This window comes from Methylobacterium sp. BTF04, assembly GCF_010692745.1.
GTDB lineage: Bacteria > Pseudomonadota > Alphaproteobacteria > Rhizobiales > Beijerinckiaceae > Methylobacterium.
On record NZ_JAAHTB010000030.1, the window covers coordinates 24,276 to 46,165 of the forward strand.

Sequence of the window (21,890 nt, forward strand, 5' to 3'; positions counted from 1 at the left end):
GACCTGCGATCTGAAACCTGCGATCTAAAACCTGCGACCTCGGCTGCGCTTGCGGTTGGCGCGCCGCATCGCAACATCGATGGTCGATGCCACCCCACGAACCCCGCTCCGTCCTCCGCGTGCTGATCCTTCTCGTTCTCGCCCTGTTTCTGCTGCCGCTCGGCACGCACGCCCTGTGGTGGATGGTGCGTGGCGGCGGCGCGCCGGACTGGGCGGTGGCCGACTGGTCGAGTGCCGGGCTGCTGAAGGCGCCGAAGGCCGGAGACCCCGCCTTGGTCCGCGTCTACGCCGCCCGCGTCGGGCGTTGGCGCGGGATCTTCGCCCATCACAGCTGGATCGTAGTCAAGGAGGCGGGCGCGTCGCGCTATACCCGGTACGACGTGGTCGGGTGGGGCATCCCAATGCGGACCGATGGCTGGGCGGCGGACGGACGCTGGTTCGGCAACACGCCGGAGCCGGTCCTGGCCCTCGACGGGGACGAGGCCGCGCGCGCGATCCCGGCGATCCGGGCAGCGGTGGCGGAATACCCCTACCGAGCGCTCGGCTCCTATTCGGTCTGGCCCGGACCGAACTCGAACACCTTCGCGGCGTACGTGCTGGCGCATATTCCGGGCATCGCCACCACCTTGCTTCCGACCGCGCTCGGCAAGGATTGGACACCGGCGGGACAGATCGTCGAGCGGACGCCGAGCGGCACCGGTCTTCGGATCAGCCTCGGCGGCTATGCCGGCATAACGCTCGGTTGGGTCGAGGGCATCGAAGTCAACCTGCTCGGGCTGGTGGCGGGGCTCGACCTGCGCCGACCTGCGCTCAAGCTGCCCGGATGGGGTCGGATCGGCGTCGCGGGAGCCGAGACGTGAGCAACCTGATGATCCGCCCGGCGACGCGCGCCGACGACGACGCGGTCTGGGCGATCCTCGAGCCGACGATCCGGGCCGGCGAGACCTACGCTCTGCCCCGCGACGGCACCCGGGTTCAGATGCTCGCGTACTGGTTCGCCGCCGGCAACCATGTCTTCGTGGCCGAGGTCGGCGGCGACGTCCTCGGAACCTATGCCCTGCGGGCGAACCAGCACGGGGGAGGGGCGCATATCGCCAATGCGGGCTTCATGACCCATCCGGATGCCACCGGGCGCGGCATCGCCCGCGCCATGGGCGTGCATGCCATCGAGACGGCGGCATCCCTCGGCTTCCTGGCGATGCAGTTCAACTTCGTCGTCGCCAGCAACACCCGCGCGGTGTCCCTGTGGAAGGGGCTCGGTTTCAGCGAGGTCGGGCGCCTGCCGGGCGCCTTCCGGCACCCCGTCGACGGTCTCGTCGATGCCCTCGTGATGCATCGCAGGCTGTAATCGGGAACCGCACGTCCTCAGAGTGCTTTCAGCCATCATGCCAGATCACCGATCCGACCAGGCCGGCCTCCAGCCGGAGCCCGCCCCCGCGCGTGCCGCACGGCCGCTCCGGGTGTCCGTCGACCTCAATCGCTGCCAGGCCTATGCCCAGTGCTGCTATGCGGCACCGGACCATTTCGTCTTGCATGGGCGCGAGGCGCTGTACTACGACCCCGCCCCCGACGCCGCCGCGCGACTGGAGATCGAGCGGGCTCGCATCGCCTGTCCGGTCCAGGCCATCCATGTCGAAGATGCCGGATCGCACGGTCGATGACGGTGGCTCAAGAGCGCGCCCTCGTCATTGGCGCATCCCTGGCGGGGCTGCGCGGCGCCGAAAGCCTTCGGCGGGCGGGCTTTACCGGGCCGGTCACCATCGTCGGGGCGGAACCGCATGCGCCCTACGATCGGCCACCCCTGTCGAAGCACGTCCTGACCGGCGAGGTTCCGGCGGACGCGACGACCCTGCCGAACCTCACCGCCCTCGATGCCGATTGGCGCCTCGGCGTGGCGGCGACGACGCTCGACCGCCACAACCGCGTCGTTGGTCTCGCCACCGGCGAAGCCCTCGCCTACGACCGATTGCTCATCGCGACCGGCACGCGCGCGCGTGAATGGCCGGACGCCGCGCAAGGGCGGCTCGCCGGCGTGTTCACCCTGCGCAACCGTGACGATGCGGCAGCCTTGCGCCGGGCGCTCACAGCCGGCCCGAGCCGGGTTCTCGTGGTGGGGGGCGGCTTCATCGGATGCGAGGTCGCCGCGTCCTGCCGGGCGCTCGGCCTGCCCGTCACCCTTGTGGAGACCGGGCCGACGCCGCTGGCGCGGGTGCTTGGCCAAAATCTCGGCGCAGTGGTAGCGGCGATGCACGAGGGTCTCGGCGTCGTGATCCGCAGCGGTACTAAGGTCGAGCGTCTCGAAGATGACGGCAGCGGCCACGTCACCGGCGCGCGCCTCGACGATGGCAGTACCGTCGCCGCATCGGTCGTGGTGGTGGCCCTCGGCGCGGTGCGTAACACCGAATGGCTGGCGGGATCGGGCCTGTCCTTCGATACCGACGGCGTCGATTGCGATGCGAATGGCCATGCCGTCGATGCCGACGGCCGGCCCGATCCGCGCATCGCCGCCGCGGGCGATGTCGCCCGCTTTCCACATCCCCTCTATGACGGCCGCCGGGTCGCCCTCGAACATTGGGGACATGCGGTGGCGCAGGCCGAACATGCCGGGCGCCTGCTCGCCGGAACCAGGCCCGGCGCGGCCTACGCGGAACTCCCGGCATTCTGGTCGTCGCAAGGCGGCATCACCATCAAGTCGGTGGGACTGACGGAAGGAGCCGACGGCCTCGTCATCGCCCAAGGCGACCCGAAGCAGGGCCGCTTCCTCGCGGTCTATGGCCGGGCCGGGCGTTGCATCGCCGCCGTGTCGTTCGATTGCGCGCGCTGGCTCCCGGCCTATGCCGAGCAGATCAGAGCGGGCAGCCCGTTTCCGCCCATCCGGGGAGCGACCGACCAGGGCGCCCTGACGATCCTGTCGCCGGGATTCCCCGAACAGCGCCGCCCCGAGGTTTCCCGATGAGCGACGTCACCCTGTTCGCGCAGGTAAAAGATCCGGAAAACCGGCCAAACCCCTATCCGCTCTACGCAAAGCTGCGCGACACCCCTGTCTCGCATCAGGACGACGGCACGCAGGACGGCATTTGGGTCGCTTCCACCCATGCGGCGATCAGCAGCCTGTTGCACGATCCCCGGATCAGTTCGGAGACGCTACCCGCCGCTGACCGGCCACGCACCGGCAACCCGTTCATCGACTGGGTGGTGAAGCCGATCCGCGATCGGATCACCGATACCCATCGCCCCTTCATCTTCCGCGATCCGCCGGACCACGACACCCTGCGCGCCGCGGTGATGCACGAGTTCACGCGAGAGCGGGTGCGGGGGTTGCGCGGCCGAGCCGATACGTTGGTCGAAGACATCCTGGCAAAGCATTGCAACGCCAGGGACATCGATATCGTCAGCGATCTCGCCTATCCGCTTCCCGTCACGGTGATCTGCGAATTGCTCGGGGTGCCGGCGGACGACGAACCGAAATTCCACGACTGGGCGACGCAGCTCGCCACCGCTCTGGAGCCCGATACGCTCACCGACGACGCTCTGAGGGCGGAGAACAGCCGGACCTTCGACGCGATCTCGGACTACATGAGCGGCCTGATCGCGCAGAAGCGAAAGGCCCCGAAGGACGACATGCTGTCGGGGCTGGCGGCGGGCAAGGCGCCCGGCGTGCCGGCCATGGGCACCTACGATCTCATCGCCACATCGATCCTGATGCTGGTGGCCGGTCACGAGACCACGGTGAACCTGATCACCAACGGCATGCTCGCTTTGCTCCGCAACCCGCACGAATTGCAGCGGCTGCGCGACGACCCGGCCCGCGCCCCGCGTCTGATCGAGGAGTTGCTACGCTACGATCCGCCGGTCCAGTTCCGCAACCGGACGACGCTCGCCGAGATCGGCATCGCCGGTACGACGATCCCGAAAGGTGTGTCCGTGGTCCTGCTCCTCGCCTCCGGCAACCGCGACCCGGCGGCCTTTAGCGACCCCGAGCGTTTCGATCCCGACCGCAGCGACAACCGCCATCTCGGCTTCGGCGGCAGCCTGCATTATTGCGTCGGCGCGCCACTGGCCCGGTTCGAGGCGGAGGCGGCCCTGGTGGCACTGGCCCGGCGCCTGAACAATCCGCGGCTGATCGCCGATCCGCCGCCCTATCGGCCGGGCTCGGCCCTGCGCGGCCCCAAGCACCTGCGCCTCTCCATCGACGGTCTCACCGGCTGAGGCACCCGCGCCACACCAGCCCCGAAAAGTCGGAGTCGCTCCCTCGAATCCCCTGCCGGCTCCGGGACTTGCCTTGCCGCCAGCGCAATTGCCGGTGAGGCAACGGGCACGCGGGGCGTCGAGACCGATGCTCCCGCGACTCGTGTTCGGGAATTGCAATTCATGCCGCGTCCGCTCCTGTCGACAGCCGCCCTCCTTGCGCTCGCCGCCAGCCTCGGCGCCTGCGCCACCCAGCGCTTCGACGGGCCGGTACGCGGACGCGCCGGTCCGGGCCCACAGGCCTCCCTCGAATCCGTCGCACCCATCATGCCGTCCGGCCCGGTGACGTCGTCCCCCCTCGCACCGCCGCCCGGTGCCACCGCCGCTCCGGCGGATCTGCCGCCCGTGGGCGGCACCGTCGCCGTAGCGCCCTCCACCCCCATCATCGCAGAGCCCAGCATCGCGCCCGTGGCGCCGCCACCGCCGCCGGTGGTGTCGAGCGGGCGCTCCTCGGTGGTCGGCAGCTGGAACGCCAAGGATGCCACCGGCGCGAGTTGCAAGGTCTCGCTGTCGAGCGCGCCGGCCCTGGACCTCTACAAGGCGAACGCGTCCGGTTGCCCCAACAAGGATCTGGCGAAGGTCACGGCCTGGGATTATCGCGACGGCGAGGTCTATCTCTACCAGCCCGGCGGCACCGTGACGGCCCGCCTTCGCCAGGGCGGCGGCGCCTTGGACGGGGCGCTCTCGAAGTCCGGCGCCTCCCTGGCGATGGTGCGCTGAGGGGAAGGCGTTGAGCCCACTCCCACGCCAATCGATCGCATATTTTGTATATACAATCTAACTATCGACGTTAGAATGTTGATCGTATGGGATGAACTCAAGCGTGAAACCAACTTGGCCAAGCACGGTCTGGACTTCGCCGATTTCTCGACACGGTTCGATTTCGAGGCAGCGGTCCAGGTCGACGCGAATGCGGTTGCGTCTGGTCCGGCTCGGTTCAAGTTGATCGGTGAGTTCGAGGGCAGGCTCGTCGTCGCCGCCATTCTGGCGCCGCTCGGAACCGAGGCCTTGGCGCTGATCAGCCTCAGGCGTGCGAGCCGGCGCGAGAGGAGTTTCTATGACGAAGCGTGATCCGATCACCGATGCCGAGGAAGCCGAGATCCAGGCCGGCATCGCCTCCGACCCGGATAATCCGGAGTGGACGGAGAGCGATTTCAAGAATGCACGCCCGTTCGTCGAGGCCTTTCCTGCCCTGGCTGCGCAAATCCGTCGGGCACGGGGCCCTCAGAAGGCACCGACCAAACAGCTCGTCAGCCTTCGGCTGGATCAGGATATCGTCGAGCGCTTCAAAGCGAGCGGTCCCGGCTGGCAGTCGCGCATGAACGAAGCGCTGCGGCGGGCCTCCGAAAACCTGTCTCGGGTCTGAGGGAGAGCGCTTTCCGCGATCCTCGGATCACGTAAACACCTCTCCCTCTTTGCGCGGTCGCATTTTCTTCACGCGAGCCGGCATTTACCTCGCTGGAAAATGCTCTACGGATTCACCCGCAGCCCGAGCAGGAACGTGTTCGACTGGAAGCTCGACCCCTGCACCGAACTGTCGATGCGCTGGTAGATGTAGCTGCCGCGCAGCGCGAGCCAGCGGTTGAAGCGGTAGTCGAACCGCGCGGTGGCGGAGAAGCCGCGTTCGGTGATGTTCACGCGGTCGTAGTCGCTCGACAGGTAGCCGATTCCGCCGATCAGCGAGAGGTTGCGCAGGAGGTCGTGCTGGACCTCGAGGGTCGCGGCCTGGGTGAACACGCCGCTCGATCCCACGATCGAGGTCTCGACGATGCCGGTGGTGGCGTTGAGGCGTACCGAAGTCAGCGGGCTCGCCGCCCAGATCACGCTGGCGTTGACCACGGGCGCGGTGAGGTCGCGCAGGGTCGGATCGACGTAGTTGCGGTGCTGAAGACCGAGGGAGACCTCGCCCGAGACGAAGCGGGTCAAGGCGAAGGTCGCGCCGGCGCCGACGGTGATGCCGTCGGAGTCGCGCCGGATACCGGTGGAATCCACCCGCAGGTCGTAGATTCGGGTATCGGCCAGGACGTCGACGAAGGGCGTGATGTCCGGCGTCAGCTCGTAGCCGGCGCGCAGGTTGAGGCCGTACTGGTTGAGATTGCGGTCGCTCTGCCTCAGGATCGTCCCGTTGGTGAGTTGCGCGTCCTCGTATTCCGAACGGTCGAGGAGACCGCGCACCGAGACCTTCAGCCGGTTGAACGACTCGGTGACGCCCACGGTGGTGCCGTAGCTGGCGATGAGCGGCCGGGTGGTCACCGTCGAGGCGAGGTCGGGCGTGCCCGCCCGCTGGGTCTCGAGCAGGAAGCGGCCCTCGACGTCGATGCGGGTGTCGCGGTTGGCGTCGATGCGCAGGCGTGTGGTGCCGGCGCCGTTGGGCCGGCTCGCCCCCTGGTTGTCGGGAAAATCGAGGTAGCCGCCGCGCAATTCACCACTGAGCTCGCTCGCCGACCAGTCGCTGCGGAAGGCGAGTTCGCCCTCCGTACGCAGGGCCACGGAGGGCTTGGCCAGCCGCCGCGTGATCTGGTCGGGATTGGTGTCGTAGCCGATGCTCTGCTGGATCGCCGGCAGGAAGGTGAAGGTCCCGACCTTGATGCCCAGAGGCGCATAGGCGTCGTCCACCGCGAGCGGCGGCCGGAAGATGCTTCCCAGCAGGAAGCCCGGCGTCTGCAGGCCGGCGAGCGGCAGCGTGGTGGCCAGCGGTACGCCGACCACCGGCGTGCGGACCACCGGCGTCAGCCGCAGATCGTATGGCGTCACCTGGGTGATCGCGCGGGTGATCCGGGTCGTGGCCGAGCCGAAGCGGCGCGGCGGGGCGGCGCGCTGGCGCAGGAAGCTCGTCGGATTGCGGTTGTTCGCGCCGCTGGTCGCGCCCGACGCGATGGTGCTGCCGGACCGGGAACTGGGCGTGCGCGTCGCCAAGCCGGTCCCGGAGGCGGCCTCGCCGGTGGTGGCGGCACCACCGCTGTTCGACACGGTGCTGCCGCGCAGGCTCGAACCGGGGAGGGGATTGGAATCGAGGGTGGCGGGCGCATCGGTGCCCAACGGCACGGATTGCCCTGCAGCCGGACCGCCGGGCAGCAGCGCAGCCGCCAGGGCCAAGCCGCCGAGGCTCCGTGTCCGCCACCCTGCGATCGGCCGTACGCGCATCACGGACAGACGTCTTTCGTCGTCCCGCAGCCCCGGAAGGGCGACGGGAGGCGAGGATCCGAGCACCAGCGCCCAGAGCCCCGGGGGAAGGGCGGCCCCGGGCTCTCCCTTCGGAGATCGCCGGCGCCATGGTTAACGGAGGTACAACCGGCAGGGTTAATGCAGCGTCAACGCAGCGCCGGATCGGTCCGAACTCGGCGCTTCGGAGACGGCGTGGAGTCGCCGTCCGACCACATTCGCCGGCCATAGGCTCGGACAGGGTGCCCCTCGGGGCGCATCGATTCCGACGAGGGGGGACGGGCCGGGATGGCTCCAGCAGATACGGCTTCGGCGCAGCGCGGCACGGCACGCTCCCTTCCGCCCGCGCAAGAACCCGCGCCCGTACCGTCACCTTCGCCGGCCGTCGCCTCGGCCCTGCGCACCATCGCCACCGAGCGCGACGGCCTGGCCTGCCTGATGGAATCCATCGGCAACGGTCTCGGCACGGCCTTCACCGCGGCGGTGGAGCGCCTCGTCACCGCGCGCGGCCGGGTGATCCTCACCGGCATGGGCAAATCGGGCCATATCGGTCGTAAGATCGCCGCGACCTTCGCCTCCACCGGCACCCCGGCGCTCTATGTCCACCCGGCCGAGGCGAGCCACGGCGATCTCGGCATGGTCCAGCCCGAGGACGTGGTGGTGGCCCTGTCCTGGTCGGGCGAAACGACGGAGCTTGCCGACATCATCGGCTATGCGCGCCGGTACCGGGTCGGGCTCATCGCGATCACCGCCAATGCCGGCTCGACCCTCGGGCGCGAGGCCGATGTCTGCCTGACGCTGCCGAAGGCCCGCGAGGCCTGCCCGAACGGGCTCGCCCCGACCACGTCCACCGCCATGCAGCTCGCCCTCGGCGACGCCCTCGCCATCGCGCTGCTGGAAGCGCGCGGCTTCTCGGCGCGGGAATTCGGCATCTACCATCCGGGCGGCCGTCTCGGCGCGTCGCTGCGTCAGGTCCGCGAAGTCATGCATGCGGGCGGGCAGATGCCACTGGTGACACGCGGCACGCCGATGCGCGCGGCCATCGCCGAGATCGACGCCAAGGGCTTCGGCGCCGTGGTGGTGGTGGAGGAAGACGGACGCCTCGCCGGCATCGTCACCGACGGCGATCTGCGCCGCAACGTGTTCCGGCGCGATCTCGACAGTCTCGCGGTGGAGGCGCTGATGAGCGGCACGCCCCGCACCGTGAGCCCCGAGACCCTGCTCGCCAAGGCGCTCGAGATCCAGGAATCGATGAAGATCACCTCGTTGATCGTCGTCGAGAACGAGCGTCCGGTCGGCCTCGTGCACTACCACGACCTGCTCCGCTCCGGCGTCGCCTGACGGATCAGGATCGCCGGGACAGCCAGCGGCCGAGACGCGCCACGAGGGGCGTGCGGGCCGCGCTGCGATGCTCGGCCTCCTGCGCCGCGTCGATGGCGTCGAGATCGTCGAAACGCTCGGCGCGCCACACCAGCTCGGCGGCCACGGCCTCTGGGTCGGGCACGCTCCAGCCGAAATGGAAGCCCGCCTCGGGGCCGGATTCGCTACCCGCCGGATGATAGTAGCGCGCCCGCGTGCCGTTGAGATCGTCGAGCAGGGGAAAGTTCGCGTTGAGGTGCGGCGCCCAGTTCAGCCCGACGATCCGCCGGCCGGGCGCCGCGAAGACCGCCGTATGGAAGGCCGAGCCGGTGGTGCCGAGAACGATCCGGCGCACGCTCATCAGCCGGACCAGATCGGGCAGGCTCAAGGCCTCGGGAAAGGCGATGTCGACGCCGCGCCGCGCCAGGGCGTCGCACAGGGCATCCTCGTTGCGCATCCGCGAGATGCCCGCTTTGAGCCGCGATTTCGAGAGGTAGACCGGCCGCGTCACCGTATCGACCTCGTCCGTTTCCCAGAACGGCTGGCCGATGGCGCGCGCCAGATCCCCATGGACCGCATGCGCGAAGGCCTGCTCCTTCAGGCTCGGACCCGGCAGGATGAGATCGGCAATCCGCGTCGGGTGCTCGGGGTCGACGAGATCGTCCATTGAGAGCCCGAAATGCCCCAGGATGACGTCGAGGAAGGGCAGGGGCGGCCGGGACGCTGCCGGTCCGAGACCGGGGCAGAGCAGGCGCGGCTTCGGCCCGTCCCAGGTCAGGAGCGGCCACAGCCGTGCCAGGGTCCCGACGAGGAAATGCCCGTAATGGGTCACCAGCGGACCGATGAAGAGGTGGCGCTCCGCATCCGCGACGACCGGAGCGGCATCCGGCGGGGCCATCGGCGTCCCGCCCGCCTCCAGCACGGCGCCATCGGCCCCACACAAGGCCCATGCGCCGTCCGAAGTCGGCGGCTGGTAATGGGCGTCCACCACCCGATGCAGGGGCGGCAGGGTGGCGATGCGGTCGGTCTCGCCCCACACCACGCGACAGCGCTGGAGAATCGGCTTCACCCTCGCATACGTCCCGTCACGGTGATCGATGCCCTCGTTGTCCCCCGGCGCGGCCGCATCCGGGCAGGGCCGAGCCTTTCGGGACGGCCGCGCGCTCCGTATAGTTTGCCGATCATGCCCACGCCATCCCGCCCGGTCCGCCGCCTCGATCCGATCCTCGTCGACCGTATCGCCGCGGGCGAGGTGGTGGAGCGTCCCGCCTCGGCGGTGAAGGAACTCGTGGAGAACGCCATCGATGCGGGCGCGACCAGCATCGAGGTGACCATCGAGGGCGGCGGGCGCCGGTTGATCCGCGTGGTCGACGACGGTGCCGGCATGGGGCCGGACGACCTCGCCTTGGCGGTGGAGCGCCACGCCACCTCGAAGCTGCCCGGCGGCGATCTCACCCGGATCGATACGCTGGGCTTTCGCGGCGAGGCTTTGCCCTCCATCGGCGCGGTGGCGCGCCTGACGCTGACGAGCCGCACCGCCGCCGGCGAGACCGGCCACAGCCTCACCGTCGATGCCGGGCTGAAGGGCGACGTCCGCCCGGCCCCGAGCGCCCGCGGCACCCGCATTGAGGTCACCGACCTGTTCTCCGCGACCCCGGCGCGGCTCAAGTTCCTGAAATCCGACCGGGCCGAGACCACGGCCATCGCCGACGGCCTGCGCCGGCTCGCCGTGGCGCAGCCCGGTATCCGCCTCGTGCTGCGGCCGGAGACCGGCGCCGCTCTGGTGTTTCCCGCCGAGACCGAGGGCGGTCCGGCCGCGACCTTGCGCCGGCTCGCAGCCGTGCTCGGTGCCGATTTCGGGGCCAACGCCGCGCCCCTCGCCATGGCGCGCGAGGGCTTCGCGCTCACAGGCCATATCGGGCTGCCGAGCTACCATCGCGGCAACGCCAACCAGATCCACTTCACCGTCAACGGCCGTCCGGTGCGGGACCGGCTGCTGCTCGGCGCCGTGCGCGGCGCCTATGCCGATACGATGAGTTCGGACCGCCATCCGGTGCTGGCCCTCGCCATCACGTGCGATCCGGCCCTGGTCGACGTGAACGTCCATCCGGCCAAGACAGAGGTGCGCTTCCGCGAGCCCGGCCTCGTACGCGCCCTCATCGTCAGCGCCATCCACGAGACCCTGCGGCAGGCGGGCGCGCGCACGACCACCACCGCCGCAGCCCGCACCCTGGACGCCTTGCGCCCGATGCAGGTCCATACCGGAGCGTCCGCCCGACCGGCACCGATGAGCTACCTCCCGCGCGGGCTGCCCTCCTTCGGCGCCCCATCCGGCATCAGGGTCGCGGCCCCGGCCTTCGGCGGGTTCGGCGAGGCGCCCCAGGCGGCGTTCGCGCACGATCTCGGCGATGCCCCGGCGCAGTCTTTCGCTCAAGATTTTACGCAGGACTTCGCGCCTCCGGGTGCCGACCTGCGACAGGCCGAACCCGGTTCAGAGCCGGACGACCACCCGCTCGGTGCCGCCCGCGCCCAGCTGCACGAGACCTACATCGTCGCTCAGACCCGGGACGGCCTCGTCCTCGTCGATCAGCATGCCGCCCACGAGCGCCTCGTCTACGAGCGGCTCAAGCGCGAGCGTGCCACCGGCGGCATCGCCCGCCAGGGGTTGCTGATCCCAGACGTTGTGGAGATGGCGCAGGAGGATGCCGAGCGCCTCGTCGCCGCCGCGGCCGATCTCGACCGCCTCGGCCTGACCATCGAGGCGTTCGGCACCGGCGCCGTCCTGGTGCGCGAGGTCCCGGCGCTGCTGGCCAATGCCTCCACCCGCACCCTCGTCACCGACATCCTCGACGCGCTCGGCGAGAGCGGACTGGAAGACGGCAGCCCCGACGGCACCGATGCGGGCGGCGGACCGCTCGGGCGGCGCCTCGATGCGATCCTGTCGCGGATGAGTTGCCACGGCTCGATCCGTGCGGGACGGCGCCTGCGCCCGGAGGAGATGAACGCGCTCCTGCGCGAGATGGAGGCGACGCCGCTCTCGGGCACCTGCAACCATGGCCGCCCGACCTTCGTCGAACTGAAGCTGGTGGATATCGAGCGCCTGTTCGGGCGCCGGTAGATATCGTTACAGGCAAAGAGCGAAGCGTTTACAAATTAACGGCGAAGCGGAAGCTAGGTCGAAGGTATGGGCTCGCTCGCCGAACAGGAACTATCACCGGCGCGTGGCGGCCCCCTCGTCTCACGCCTTCCTTTGGGGTGCTGCATGCTCACCCCAGCCGCGTGACAAGCGTTCAGTAACGTCACGTCGAGCAAGTACGCGTTCACACGACTCCCATGGAGGTCCCGAAGCGTCGACGTCATCGGCATAGCGGAGATCGAAAGCGTTCGCCTTGGCGCGGCGAACCGTGAAGTCACGCAGCGCCTCATCCAACTTTTCGATGTCGTCGATCCACTCGTCGTCGATCCCCAACGGTGCGAGGGCCGCCGTATAGAAGGCTATTGAGCGGCCCAGGTCGCTGACCGATAGAAAGACGTGATCGAGCATTGCATTTTCTCGGTGGCCGAAAGTGCGGATGCCCCGGTGAGACACGCGTCGGTCATTACGATTGGCAAGCGTATTACGGCGTCCCGACGGTGGGCATTCCACCTCCGGCCGCCGTCCCGATCCTCGGTTCCCTTGTCGCTTGGGCGCCTCCACCCTTCCGCGGAACGATCACCTCTATCCGCCCGTCAGGGCACCCTGGTCTTTCCGCCTGGATGTCGGACGGATACGCAGGTGTTCGAGGGCATCGGCGTTCGCACGGCCCCAGGCGTAGAGGAGCTCCACCGGCTCGACGAGGCGGTTACCGAGGACGGTAAGGCGGTACTCGACGGCGGGTGGCACGGTGCCGGCGACGTGCCGAGTGAGGAGACCGCTGCCTTCCATCTCGCGGAGCGTCTGGGTAAGCATCTTCTTGGAGATGCCGGGCAGGCTACGGAGAAGCACACCTGTCCGCGCCCGTCCGTCGTGACCGCCATGGAGCGTGTGCAGGATCATGCTCGTCCACTTGGTCGCGAACAGCTCCAGCACGCGCCGCGGCGCACAGTCCTCGTGCCGTACCTCTTCGGTGGTGTTGGCTCGCATGGTGGCTACCTCTTGGTGCCTATGGCCCTGAACGGTGCCGTCTGGTGGTCGCCCGATGCCGTGGCCAGCTGTGTTCGTACTACTTCGGAAAACACCCAGGAGAGCATCATGGGCGGAACAGCTTTGGTTGCCGGCGTCAGCGGCATCGTCGGCAATAACCTTGCCGAACACCTCGTCTCGACCGGATCAACGGTCCTCGGCCTCGCGCGGCGCCCTACCCGCGGCCTCGCGGGCGTCGAACCGGTCGCCGCCGACCTGCTCGATCCTGACAGCCTGCGGAGAGCGCTCGCCGGATACCGGCCGAGCCAAGTCTATATCACGACGTGGATGCGCAAGGACACGGAGGCGGAGAACATCGAGGTCAACGGCGCGATGGTCCGCAATCTCCTCGATGCGCTGCGACCCGCACGGAGCGTCGAGCACGTGGCCCTGGTAACGGGCCTGAAGCATTACCTCGGGCCATTCGAACTTTGGGGAAAGCAAGGCGCGTTGCCGGCGACGCCCTTCCGCGAGGAGCAGGGCCGCATCGACCTGCCCAACTTCTATTACGCCCAGGAGGACGAGGTCTTCGCCGCCGCCGAGCGCGACGGCTTCGGCTGGAGCGTCCACCGGCCGAACACCGTCATTGGTTATGCACTCGGCAACGCGATGAACATGGGGGTCACGCTGGCCGTCTACGCCGCGTTGTGCCGGGAGACCGGCCGTCCCTTCCGCTTCCCGGGAACGACGATGGGCTGGACCGGGCTCAACGACATGACGGATGCACGCCTTCTCGCCCGGCACATGGCCTGGGCCGCCATGACGCCGGCTGCGCGCAACGGAATGTTCAACGTCGTCAACGGCGACGTCTTCCGCTGGGAATGGCTCTGGGGACGCATCGCCAATTGGTTCGGGATGGAACCTGCCCCGTTCGATGGCACGGTGCAGCCGCTGGAGGCCTGGATGATGGACGACGGGGCCACATGGGCCGCCATCGCCGACAGGCATGGGCTGGTGGAGCCAGACATCAAACGCCTCGCCTCGGCCTGGCACACGGACGGAGACCTTAGCCGGACCATCGAGGTGCAGGCCGATATGGGCAGGAGCCGTCGGCTAGGCTTCCTCGATTACCAGGCCACGGACGAGACATTCTTCGACCTGTTCGACCGGCTGCGCCGCGGCAAGGTCATCCCGTAGGCGTCCGGCGTCCGGAGCGAAACCCGGAGGCCCGCAGCACGCTCGTTGCGGGCTTTCGTAGGGCGCAGACCGGTGTTTCCGATCTGATATGGGCGCCGGACTTGGAACACCGGTTCGGCCTCAGCGAACGGCTTACGTGGGACGGCCCGGTGGTCGACGTGACGCACGTCCAGGTCCAAGATCCGGGCATGACGGACCCGCGACATGTCGTCGTTTCCCGCTGCGCCCATCGAGTCTGGCCGGGCATGCACCGTGGCCACCTCCACCTCTACGGGCATTCCCGTGGCGCCCTTAAGGCGACCCCCGACAGCCTCGACGTCGGGGTGGATTGCTGGAACTGGAGCCCCGCCGCCTTCGACCAGATCCTGGCGAGGCAGTCGCCAACCCCGGCCATGGCCTGATGGCCGGCACGTCGATGTCGCCGAGACAACACCACATGTATCGTAAACGAGCACCTCTGACCTCGGCCGGAATGCGTTTCGCCAACGATGCGGCACATTGCATGGGGGGGGGGCGCCTGACTCACAACCCGTCACCCCGTTCGTACCGGCCCGGGTGGCGGGGCGTTTGTACAGGCGGCACTTCTGAAGGATCAAACCACCGTTGCCGGGTTCGTCTCGAAGATCGTGCTGACTTCTTCAGACAACAGGATCGCCGACCAGTGGGTCCGTAGGTCGGCCTCCTTCGCCCCATCGTCGTAGGCAGGTGAGGAGAGCGGCTTGGCATCGAGAACATCGATCAGGACGATGTGTTCGATGCGGTCCGCAAGCAGCCCCCAACCATCGAAGCGTGGGCGATGCAAACGGTAATCGACGGTGTCCCGGGCATGGATAGTGGCGGAGCCCCTCACACGAAATCCCTTTCGACTGAGGGGATCGACGAAATTGACCTCGACGGTCGGCCGCTGGCAAAGGTTGGTGATCGTCCCCGGAGAGCGGATGTCGCCGAATGCGAGCGTTCGGTCATCCACAACCACGAAGGTCCCCTTCGGCGAGAGGTTCGGCTCTCCCGTTTGCGATACTGTCGCAACGAAGCCGAGCCGCTGCTTGTGCACGGTGTCCTTCATGTCCTGTGTCAGCATCGCCTCGCCCTCCGAGACCTCCGCTAAAGCCGCAATCCGCCGCCGACCTGAAGCGTCTCGCCGGTGATCCAGCCACCGTCTCCTGAGACGGCGAAGGCAACCGCGGCCGCAATGTCGGCAGGCTGGCCGACGCGGCCGAGCGGGGTGCGCGCGACGAACGGGGCCATGCCCTCCTCGCCAAGGCCGCTGGTGCCTTCCGTCGCGACAATGCCCGGAGCGATGCCAACCACGCGGATCCCGCGCGCGCCCAGTTCAAGCGCGAGCGAGCGGGTCAGGCTGTCGACCGCACCCTTGGTGGCGCTATAGACCTGCGCCCCTGCTATGGGCGTGACGCCGGCGCCGGACGAGATGTTGACCACGACGCCGCCGGCCGGGGGAAACACCCTCGCCGCAACCTGGGTCGCTAGGATCAGGCCCTTCACGTTGAGGGCGAACTGCCGGTCTATCGAGTCCGGCGTGATGCTGGCGAGATCACCGAACTCGTAGATGCCGGCGTTATTGACGAGGATGTCGACATGTCCGAACGCCAAGGCCGCCTCGTCGAACAGCATGTCGATCTCCCGGGGCTTCGAGACGTCCGCCTGGACCGCCTTGGCATGTCCGCCTGCATCCCGGATCGTCATGACGAGCCTTTCCGCCGCCTCGACGCTGCGAGCGTAGTTGACGACAACCTTCGCCCCGTCCGCCGCTAGGCGCAGCGCGATGCCCGCCCCGATGCCCTTCGACGCCCCGGTGACGATGGCCACCCGTCCTTCGAGCTTGTGCATGTCGGTCTCCAAGTTCGTTGATCGGTAGGGTTCGCGGGTCACGCGAAACGGGAATTGATCGAACGAGCATGTCGCTTCCTACCCGCGGTCATCCGTGGAACGGGACCGTCCAAGGTTCGACATCGACTCTCAGCATTCCAGACCGGACGGTGGGATCGTTCGCTCCAAGCTTCAACGCTTCCTCCAGGTCCGTCGCCCTGAAGATCGTCACATTGCCAGTCGCAAGGGTGCTCGGGATATGATCGGACGCTTCCCGGAAAGGATTGGCGGGGACGATCCTGCCCCTGTTCCTACATTCGGCGATGTACGCGACGTGTTCGTCGAAGCCGGGCTGCCGGTCGTACGGGGTACCCTGGACCCAAGTCGATCCGGGACTGTGACACGCCCGGAAATAACTAGCCCCTTCGGCATCGACCATCGTGGGCTACCCCGGTTGTTACTGGTATCGCTTAACCGCATCCTTGATCCTATCGGGACCCGAAATACAGTCGTCGTGGCCCGCTATTATGCGCAGTCGATAACCGTAAATGGATCGATCGTCCGTCCCGGCATCCTGCTAGCCTGATTATCCGGGCGATCCATCGGTCGTCGGGCGGATGCGCGGGGACCCTTTGCCCCCACCTCACTCCCGCGCATCGGGCCTTTGGCGGGGTCGAGCGTCATAAGCGTGCGAGAAGCACAAGCGCCTCGATTCCGTAACGCGGAGGACGCCTATGCCTCACCACGTGTGCATCGATCCGAACGACCAGTACGCCCAGGCGGAAGTCACGGTTGAGTTCGAGACGACGACGGGCGTGGTGAGGTTGCTCTCGGTGCATGGCGCCTCGGACGACGACATCCTCCCCGATCTCGACGACGTTCAGCGCCGGGCGCTCGAAAGTGAGATCCTGGAGGATCATTCGCGGGTCGTGCCGGCCCATGACGGTCCCCCGCACACACGTCCGATCATGGACCACAGACGGACAGGAACGACATGATTGACCAGGATAACGGTTCACTGATCCCACACGACCGTCGCGCGGGAAGCTTTCCCGTCGTGAGGAAGTCGGGGTCGGAGGGCACCCGCGACGGAAGCCTGTGGCCGATGCCCAACGGAATGGACGAGGAGGCTCATCGGGCGAGGGAGGCCGCGGAGCGGTTCGGGCGTACGCTCGGTTTTTCCGGGGAGGAAGGCGAACGGCTTTCTCGCCAGTCGACGAAGAACATGGAAGCGGTGAAGCAGTGCCGGGCGGTGCTGACACAGGCCTTCCAGGCATCCTCCGACGACTGGATGGAGTTGGTACAGGGCCAGTGGAAGCGAAACTTTGATGGCATGGAGCGCCTGATGCAGGCTAAATCCGTCCATGAGTTCGGAGAGATCCAAGGCGAGCTCGTCCGGGAAAACCTGGAGCACGTCATCAGGGATATCCGTTCCATCGCGGAGCGTTCGATGCGGGCGGCGGACGAGGCCGGGAAAACGCTTTCCGCGCTGACGGACCACGACGCCGTCGAATTGGTATGAGACGCCTCCGGCCCCGGGATCACCCGCGATCCGGAGCCGGGTCGAGGGCGGAAGCGAAACGCCTACCGATGGGACGGTTCGCGGTCGCGCATTCGATGCTGATCGCTTCTTTCGGCGACAAGCCGTGGCAACGAAGCCTTCCAGCGCTCGCCTTCACCCTCCTGGCGACCGGCATCGGCCTGTCATGCGTCCTGACGAACGCCCTCGCCGGCGACCCAGCCGTCCTCACGCTGCGATAGCGACACCTCGCAGGACCTCGCATGGGAAAATCGACCGACATGGCCGTGCTTGCGGTACATTCCCGATCAGTCCCGAAGGCCCATGCCCCGGGGGACGAGCCTCGGGTCCCGGAGGTGGCCATGGCCGGAGAAGAATTTAAATCCGGGGCAGAGACCGGGGCCGTTGCGCCGTGCGTTCCGACGTACCGGCGAGAAAGCGCCTCGGCATACGGCCTTAGGGTCGCGGGCGAGATCCTCTGCCGTTACCTCGACGAAGAGGATCGCCAGCCCCAAGGTGCTTCGAAACCGGAATCAGCCGGGTCCATCACTCGCGGACGCCAAGAGCGGAACCACCACGTCGCCGACCGGCATCGGGATGCCATGCGCGCGGCCCCGCCGCTGGATGACGCCGTTGCGGACGTCCCATTCGAGCGGCCGGTTGGCTTCTCGGTCGGCGAGGATGGAGGTTCCCATGTCGGCCGGGTGGGCCTTGAAGCCGTCCACGATCTCTTGCGGCACCCCGTCACCCAGGATCGCGCCTTCGGCCCGGGCGACCTCAAGGCCCTCGTGGAGATAGTCCAGGGCTAGCCGGGCGATGTCGTTACGACCGAACATGCCGGATCGGCGTCCGGTGAGCACCATCAATCCGGCGACCGCGTTCTGGAGCAGTTTCCGCCACGCCACGGACGTGAAATCCGAGGCCGGGTCGACCGAGCATCGCGTGCCGCGCAAGGTCTCAAGTGGTCAGCCCCCATTGAAGTGGTCCGCCCTTTGGTATGGCTTTTGAGCCTGGAGGACGGACAAGATGGCAAAACACCCAAAGCCTGAGGAGATTGTTGCCAAGCTACGGCAGGCGGACGTGTTGATCTCACAGGGCCAGAGCGTGGCCGATGCAATACGCGCTCTAGCTGTGAGTTCGGTGACGTACTACCGGTGGCGGCGTGAGTTTGGCGGTCTGAAGTCGGATCAGGTTCGACGGATGAAGAGTCTTGAGACTGAGAATGCTCGGCTTCGAAAGGCAATCGCCGATTTGACGCTGGACAAGCTGATCCTGCAGGAGGCGTCCCGGGGAAACTTCTGAGCCCCGCGCGCCGACGCACTTGTGTCGAGCACATCCTGCTGACGATGAACATCTCCGAGCGCCGCGCCTGCCGGGCGCTCGGTCAGCATCGCTCGACACAGCGCAAGGTGCCGCGGGGCCGCGACGACGAGGAGGCGCTGACAGCCGATCTCGTGGCATTGGCCGAGAAGTATGGACGCTATGGCTACCGCAAGATCAGCGCGTTGCTGAAGGCGGCCGGATGGTTCGTCAACGACAAGCGCGTCGAGCGGATTTGGCGGCGTGAAGGTCTGAAGGTCCCAGCCAATCAGCCCAAGCGAGGGCGGATCTGGGACAACGACGGCTCCTGCGTCCGTCTTCGCCCGGAACACCGCAATCACGTGTGGTCGTATGACTTCGTCGAGGCACGCACGCATGACGGACGCAAGATCCGGATGCTCAACGTGGTCGACGAGTTCACCCATGAATGCCTGGCGATCCGGGTCGCTCGTAAGCTGAAGGCGATCGACGTCATCGACGTACTCTCGGATCTGTTCATCCTACGTGGCGTACCTGGCCATATTCGTTCGGACAACGGGCCGGAGTTCGTTGCGAAGGCCGTCCAAGCTTGGATTACCGGCGTGGGAGCAAAGACGGCCTACATCACGCCAGGCTCACCATGGGAAAATGGCTACGTCGAAAGCTTCAATGCACGGCTTCGCGACGAACTTCTCAACGGCGAGATCTTCTATACACTCAGGGAAGCGCAGGTCGTCATCGAAAGCTGGCGACGTCACTACAACACCGTGCGCCCGCATGCCTCGCTGGGATACCGGCCGCCGGCACCGGAGGTGTTCATGCCAGCCTTCTCCGCTTGGCCGGCTGCGCTCCCCCGACCAGCTCCGCCGGCCAAGCTACCCGTGGCGGAGCGGCCGACCGTGCACTAACTTTACCCTTGGACCACCTCGTGGGGGCCGATCACAAGCACCACGCCGGCCGCCGGTACGTCCGGTACGGTGAGACGGGCCTTGCCGCGCAGCCACACGGCACCGTCGGGCTGGACCTGAGCCGGGAACCACACGACGGAGGGCACGATTGGGCAGCCGGGGACAAAAGGCGCTACGGTCGATTGCTGCTCGACGCCGTTCTGCAGGACGCACACGATGGTGTCCGCACGGCACAATGCCGCCAGCCACGCCGCCGCCGCCTCGACCTGTGTCGACTTGACGGCGAGGAAGACCAGATCGACCGCACCTCCGGCGCGTGCCGGATCGATCAGCACGGGACCCGGCACTACGACCACGCCTCCGGCATCATGCAATTCCAGGCTTTCGCGGGGCGTTCGACCACACAGCATCGGGGTGCGGCCAGCCTCGTGAAGCGCTGCGGCGATGGTGGTGCCAATCGCTCCCGGACCCACGATTGCGACGGTCGGATACGTGGATATCGTCATCGTTGCCCGCCTTATCCCGGATGTTTGATCGGAAGATCGGACTGCTCGTCCGCACCCGGCTCAAGATCTCGTCGGCGCCTGCAGCGCGACATCGAGATGCACGGGGTTGTGCAGGGTGTTGGCCACGGGGGACCACAGCACCGTATGCTCCACGAGGGCGGCGAGGGTCTTGCGCGAGGCATCGGCATCCATCCTGACCGAGACCCGGATGGCCTCGAACCCGATGGCCTTGGGATGGAGGTCACCCGTTCCCCAAGCGGCCGTGGTGTTGATATCGGCCTCGACGTCGAGTTCGAGTGACCGGATCGGGATGCCCTGCGCCAGGGCGTTGGCGTGGATGCCAATCGAGAGACATGAGCCGAAGGCGGCGAGCAAGGCTTCGGATGCGTTCGGCGCCGTGGTCTCCCCGAGCAGGCCGTCGGGTTCGTCCTCCATCACCGGCTGGGGTGGAAGGTCCCGGATGAAGTTGAGTTGGCTCAGGCGTCCCTGCGCGACCGTTCGGCACCGGAGGGTACGAACTGCGGACGGGTCCGACTTCCCCTCGGCGATGACGGCCTGAAGCCGACGTCCGTCGACGGTGTCCGGGAGGGCTACGGGCTTGATCGGTGGCAATGCCATGCTTGTTTTCCTCTATGGCGAATATCTGCCGCCGAATTATTGAGCCATTTATATAATTCCCGTCGGCGGTTGTGATGCGTTGAATATACGCCTTCCGTTCTGGAAGTCGGCCGTCAAAGTCGGTGACGGGCAATGCGAAAACGGATGGCGGTACACGGATGCTGGATTGGGACGACCTGAGATTCTTCCTGGCGCTCTCCAGGCACGGCTCGCTTTCCGCGGCCGCCAAAATGCTCCACGTCTCGCAATCGACCGTCGGGCGACGCCTAAATTCGCTGGAGGCGACCCTGGCGGTGCGGCTCCTCAATCGCACGCCGGACGGTTACGTCCCGACCCTTGCCGGGACCGCGGTGCGGGTGAAGGCCGAACGGCTGGAGGCGGAAGCCCTGTCCCTCGAACGGGAAGTCAGCGGCCGCGACGCCCGCCTAAGGGGCCTGGTCCGGGTCACTTGCGCCGAGACGATGGCCGCACACATCCTCGCCCCGAGTTTCGCCCGTCTCCACACCGTCCATCCGGACGTCATGATCGAACTCATTCCCAACCCGCGGGAACTCAGCCTGTCGATGCGGGAAGCGGACGTCTCGGTCCGCTTGAGGCAACCCGAACAGCACGACCTCATCATCCGGCGCATCGGAGGCATCGCCTTCGGACTTTATGCGACGGCGGAATACCTCGGGGATCACGGCCTCCTGGACTTCGACGACGGCTGCCCGAACCACCGCCTGATCACGCAGATGGAGGACAGCCAGGAAATGACGCAATCGGCCTGGCTGACCGAGATGGCGTCACGCGCGACGGTCGTGCTGCAGACGAGCAGTCATGAGGCCGCCGTGCTCGCGGCGGCCAACGGCGGCGGTCTCGCATGCCTCGCACGGTTCCGCGCGGACGCCGAAACCCGGCTGGTCCGGCTTCCCGTGCCGATTGAGCCGCCGAGCGCCGACATCCTGCTTCTCGTCCATAAGGACAACCGCGACACCCCGCGGATACGCGTCGTGCTCACCCACATTACAGAATGCATCCACGAGCTCGCACCGATGCTGCAACCCGGGGATGGGATGGATTGCGTCACGGCCATTGCCGGTGGGACCTGACGAACCCTCCCTGGCTAACCTTGGCCACCCGACAAGTGGTCGACGTGCGACCGC

Annotated in this window: 26 protein-coding genes; 17 read left to right on the forward strand and 9 right to left on the reverse strand. The window is 67.4% G+C overall.

Translation table 11 applies throughout. The features are described 5' to 3' along the window. Positions 1–86: 86 nt before the first annotated feature. The 8 genes from G3T14_RS16690 (at position 87) to G3T14_RS16725 (ending at position 5,614) form a co-directional block, all read left to right on the forward strand. Positions 87–860: a DUF3750 domain-containing protein gene (locus G3T14_RS16690; RefSeq protein ID WP_163643671.1), complete on the forward strand. Its 774-nt coding sequence runs from the start codon at positions 87–89 to the stop codon at positions 858–860. Continuing rightward, positions 857–1,348 carry an N-acetyltransferase gene (locus tag G3T14_RS16695; protein WP_163643672.1) on the forward strand — a complete coding sequence of 164 codons (492 nt, stop codon included), beginning with the start codon at positions 857–859 and terminating at the stop codon, positions 1,346–1,348. The genes G3T14_RS16690 and G3T14_RS16695 overlap by 4 nt, the downstream gene beginning before the upstream one ends. Before the next feature lie 37 nt (positions 1,349–1,385). After that, positions 1,386–1,661, forward strand: coding sequence for a ferredoxin (locus G3T14_RS16700; RefSeq protein WP_163643673.1), 276 nt, complete (start codon positions 1,386–1,388; stop codon positions 1,659–1,661). Further along, positions 1,658–2,956 (forward strand): FAD-dependent oxidoreductase, encoded by a 1,299-nt coding sequence (locus G3T14_RS16705; RefSeq protein WP_163643674.1) that lies wholly within the window; start codon positions 1,658–1,660, stop codon positions 2,954–2,956. Before G3T14_RS16700 ends, G3T14_RS16705 begins: the two co-directional genes overlap by 4 nt. Then, complete coding sequence (locus G3T14_RS16710) at positions 2,953–4,209, forward strand: cytochrome P450 (RefSeq protein ID WP_163643675.1); 1,257 nt, start codon at positions 2,953–2,955, stop codon at positions 4,207–4,209. Before G3T14_RS16705 ends, G3T14_RS16710 begins: the two co-directional genes overlap by 4 nt. Positions 4,210–4,371: 162 nt before the next feature. Further along, complete coding sequence (locus G3T14_RS16715) at positions 4,372–4,968, forward strand: AprI/Inh family metalloprotease inhibitor (protein WP_163643676.1); 597 nt, start codon at positions 4,372–4,374, stop codon at positions 4,966–4,968. Between the two features lie 75 nt (positions 4,969–5,043). Continuing rightward, on the forward strand, positions 5,044–5,319 hold the full coding sequence (locus G3T14_RS16720) for a BrnT family toxin (protein ID WP_163643677.1): 276 nt from the start codon (positions 5,044–5,046) through the stop codon (positions 5,317–5,319). Continuing rightward, positions 5,306–5,614, forward strand: a complete 309-nt coding sequence (locus tag G3T14_RS16725) for a BrnA antitoxin family protein (RefSeq protein ID WP_163643678.1) — start codon at positions 5,306–5,308, stop codon at positions 5,612–5,614. The genes G3T14_RS16720 and G3T14_RS16725 overlap by 14 nt, the downstream gene beginning before the upstream one ends. Positions 5,615–5,718: 104 nt before the next feature. Here the strand turns inward: G3T14_RS16725 and G3T14_RS16730 are convergent, their stop codons facing one another. Beyond that, positions 5,719–7,344: an outer membrane beta-barrel protein gene (locus tag G3T14_RS16730; RefSeq protein WP_348645289.1), complete on the reverse strand. Its 1,626-nt coding sequence runs from the start codon at positions 7,342–7,344 to the stop codon at positions 5,719–5,721. 354 nt (positions 7,345–7,698) lie between these two features. Between G3T14_RS16730 and G3T14_RS16735 the strand changes: the two genes are divergently transcribed. Continuing rightward, positions 7,699–8,751: a KpsF/GutQ family sugar-phosphate isomerase gene (locus G3T14_RS16735; RefSeq protein WP_246733393.1), complete on the forward strand. Its 1,053-nt coding sequence runs from the start codon at positions 7,699–7,701 to the stop codon at positions 8,749–8,751. A 4-nt stretch (positions 8,752–8,755) separates the two neighbouring features. Here the strand turns inward: G3T14_RS16735 and G3T14_RS16740 are convergent, their stop codons facing one another. Beyond that, on the reverse strand, positions 8,756–9,838 hold the full coding sequence (locus G3T14_RS16740) for a glycosyltransferase family 61 protein (RefSeq protein WP_163643680.1): 1,083 nt from the start codon (positions 9,836–9,838) through the stop codon (positions 8,756–8,758). A gap of 114 nt (positions 9,839–9,952) precedes the next feature. Between G3T14_RS16740 and mutL the strand changes: the two genes are divergently transcribed. Further along, positions 9,953–11,887, forward strand: coding sequence for a DNA mismatch repair endonuclease MutL (gene mutL, locus G3T14_RS16745; protein ID WP_163643681.1), 1,935 nt, complete (start codon positions 9,953–9,955; stop codon positions 11,885–11,887). A gap of 120 nt (positions 11,888–12,007) precedes the next feature. Here the strand turns inward: mutL and G3T14_RS25110 are convergent, their stop codons facing one another. Both G3T14_RS25110 and G3T14_RS16755 read right to left on the reverse strand, forming a co-directional pair. Then, on the reverse strand, positions 12,008–12,313 hold the full coding sequence (locus G3T14_RS25110; RefSeq protein WP_246733394.1) for a hypothetical protein: 306 nt from the start codon (positions 12,311–12,313) through the stop codon (positions 12,008–12,010). Positions 12,314–12,487: 174 nt separating this feature from the next. Then, complete coding sequence (locus tag G3T14_RS16755) at positions 12,488–12,892, reverse strand: helix-turn-helix domain-containing protein (protein ID WP_163643682.1); 405 nt, start codon at positions 12,890–12,892, stop codon at positions 12,488–12,490. Between the two features lie 108 nt (positions 12,893–13,000). On the opposite strand from G3T14_RS16755, the gene G3T14_RS16760 reads away from it, so the two are divergent. Together G3T14_RS16760 and G3T14_RS16765 are read left to right on the forward strand one after the other, a co-directional pair. Beyond that, positions 13,001–14,068: an SDR family oxidoreductase gene (locus G3T14_RS16760; protein ID WP_163643683.1), complete on the forward strand. Its 1,068-nt coding sequence runs from the start codon at positions 13,001–13,003 to the stop codon at positions 14,066–14,068. 245 nt (positions 14,069–14,313) lie between these two features. Next, positions 14,314–14,469 (forward strand): hypothetical protein, encoded by a 156-nt coding sequence (locus tag G3T14_RS16765; RefSeq protein ID WP_163643684.1) that lies wholly within the window; start codon positions 14,314–14,316, stop codon positions 14,467–14,469. Between the two features lie 191 nt (positions 14,470–14,660). Here the strand turns inward: G3T14_RS16765 and G3T14_RS16770 are convergent, their stop codons facing one another. Both G3T14_RS16770 and G3T14_RS16775 read right to left on the reverse strand, forming a co-directional pair. Then, positions 14,661–15,149 (reverse strand): pyridoxamine 5'-phosphate oxidase family protein, encoded by a 489-nt coding sequence (locus G3T14_RS16770; protein ID WP_163643685.1) that lies wholly within the window; start codon positions 15,147–15,149, stop codon positions 14,661–14,663. Between the two features lie 23 nt (positions 15,150–15,172). Continuing rightward, positions 15,173–15,916, reverse strand: a complete 744-nt coding sequence (locus tag G3T14_RS16775; RefSeq protein ID WP_163643686.1) for a glucose 1-dehydrogenase — start codon at positions 15,914–15,916, stop codon at positions 15,173–15,175. 713 nt (positions 15,917–16,629) lie between these two features. Between G3T14_RS16775 and G3T14_RS16785 the strand changes: the two genes are divergently transcribed. The 3 genes from G3T14_RS16785 (at position 16,630) to G3T14_RS16795 (ending at position 17,656) form a co-directional block, all read left to right on the forward strand. Next, positions 16,630–16,893: a hypothetical protein gene (locus G3T14_RS16785; RefSeq protein WP_163643650.1), complete on the forward strand. Its 264-nt coding sequence runs from the start codon at positions 16,630–16,632 to the stop codon at positions 16,891–16,893. Continuing rightward, positions 16,890–17,417 carry a phasin family protein gene (locus G3T14_RS16790; protein WP_246733395.1) on the forward strand — a complete coding sequence of 176 codons (528 nt, stop codon included), beginning with the start codon at positions 16,890–16,892 and terminating at the stop codon, positions 17,415–17,417. The genes G3T14_RS16785 and G3T14_RS16790 overlap by 4 nt, the downstream gene beginning before the upstream one ends. Positions 17,418–17,512: 95 nt before the next feature. Further along, a complete protein-coding gene (locus G3T14_RS16795; RefSeq protein WP_163643688.1) occupies positions 17,513–17,656 on the forward strand; it encodes a hypothetical protein in 144 nt (47 codons plus the stop codon). A gap of 291 nt (positions 17,657–17,947) precedes the next feature. Here the strand turns inward: G3T14_RS16795 and G3T14_RS16800 are convergent, their stop codons facing one another. Next, positions 17,948–18,319, reverse strand: a complete 372-nt coding sequence (locus G3T14_RS16800) for a ketopantoate reductase C-terminal domain-containing protein (RefSeq protein ID WP_204262903.1) — start codon at positions 18,317–18,319, stop codon at positions 17,948–17,950. 121 nt (positions 18,320–18,440) lie between these two features. On the opposite strand from G3T14_RS16800, the gene G3T14_RS16805 reads away from it, so the two are divergent. Continuing rightward, a protein-coding gene (locus tag G3T14_RS16805) for an IS3 family transposase (RefSeq protein ID WP_163643689.1) occupies positions 18,441–19,621 on the forward strand; the annotation gives its coding sequence in 2 pieces (ribosomal slippage) (positions 18,441–18,702 and positions 18,702–19,621; 1,182 coding nt in all). Positions 19,622–19,623: 2 nt separating this feature from the next. On the opposite strand, the gene G3T14_RS16810 is transcribed toward G3T14_RS16805, so the two are convergent. After that, the gene (locus G3T14_RS16810) at positions 19,624–20,127 is read right to left on the reverse strand and encodes a 2-dehydropantoate 2-reductase N-terminal domain-containing protein (RefSeq protein WP_204262904.1); all 504 of its coding nucleotides are present in this window, start codon (positions 20,125–20,127) and stop codon (positions 19,624–19,626) included. A gap of 60 nt (positions 20,128–20,187) precedes the next feature. Continuing rightward, positions 20,188–20,745 carry an OsmC family protein gene (locus G3T14_RS16815; protein WP_163643690.1) on the reverse strand — a complete coding sequence of 186 codons (558 nt, stop codon included), beginning with the start codon at positions 20,743–20,745 and terminating at the stop codon, positions 20,188–20,190. Between the two features lie 158 nt (positions 20,746–20,903). Between G3T14_RS16815 and G3T14_RS16820 the strand changes: the two genes are divergently transcribed. Next, positions 20,904–21,836 (forward strand): LysR family transcriptional regulator, encoded by a 933-nt coding sequence (locus tag G3T14_RS16820; protein ID WP_163643691.1) that lies wholly within the window; start codon positions 20,904–20,906, stop codon positions 21,834–21,836. The last annotated feature ends 54 nt before the right edge of the window (positions 21,837–21,890 follow it).